At 40.6% G+C, this 1,053-nt stretch carries 1 protein-coding gene; it reads right to left on the bottom strand.

Going from position 1 to position 1,053, the window contains the following annotated elements:
* Positions 1–543 (bottom strand): transposase (locus QQK25_RS24810; RefSeq protein WP_498027253.1); only part of this gene is annotated, 543 nt, incomplete at its 3' end.
* Positions 544–1,053: the final 510 nt, after the last annotated feature.

The following is a 1,053-nucleotide window of genomic DNA, read 5'->3' on the forward strand; positions in this document are numbered from 1 at the left end:
ATATGTGCCTTCAAATAAAGAGGCACGAACGACTTCAAGGAGGTGACGATTCTTACGCTCCGCGACGCCATTTTGTTGAGGTGTGTAGACACATGTTGTCTGGTGTACAATACCATGCTGGCTCAGGAAGTTATGCATGTCATGGTTGACGTACTCTCCTCCATTATCAGACCGAAGAGTTTTGATTTTCATCTCAAACTGAGTAGTAATGTATTGATAAAAGGTCTTGAATTTTGAGAGAACCTCACTCTTCTGTCTTAAGGGAAACACCCATGTCATTCGGGTGCAATCATTAAACCACCTAAAATCACTAAAAGTGGGAACGTGTGATGGTCCCCAAACATCAGAGTGAATAATCATGAAGGGCATAATACTTCTACTTAATCTCAATGGGTAAGAACTACGATGGCTTTTGGCTAAGACACAAGTTTCACAATGAAAGTCTGATTTGATAAATTTGGTAAATAAATCTGGAAACAAAAGTTTAAGATAATCAAAGGAAGCATGCCCAAGTCGTCTATGCCATAACCAAATCTTCTTCATTCTACTAGACTCGTCTCCTCTTGTATGATGTGCATGACTCAAAATCTTGTTGCAATCTTCTGTCAAGTCCAGATAATACAACCTTCCCCTTCTAGTACCACATCCAACCACGGTCCTGGTGAGGAGATCCTGAAAAAGACAATAGGATGGCCAAAAACATACGGTACAATTAAGGGAGTCAATGATTTGAGGAACAGATAATAAGTCATAGTCGAGTGAAGGGACAACTAGGACATGATCAATACTTAATGAGGGTGTAAGAGATAAAGATCCCTCTCCCGTAACTTAGGAGGTGGTTCCATTTGCACTAGTGATATGTGATTGACTTGATTGTTTAGTAGAGTGTAAGCCCTTGAAACTAGAGGTCATATGGTCAGTAGCACCAGTGTCAATTATCCATGATCTATTAGAAGTAGATGAAGGTGTGCAAGAAATACCTGAGGTGGCTGAGGCCTTGGGACCAGATGAATCAGTTGTGCTATTCTAAAATGACTCGGCGGATACAAATGA

This window comes from Zoogloea oryzae (assembly GCF_030161255.1).
Lineage (GTDB): Bacteria > Pseudomonadota > Gammaproteobacteria > Burkholderiales > Rhodocyclaceae > Zoogloea > Zoogloea oryzae.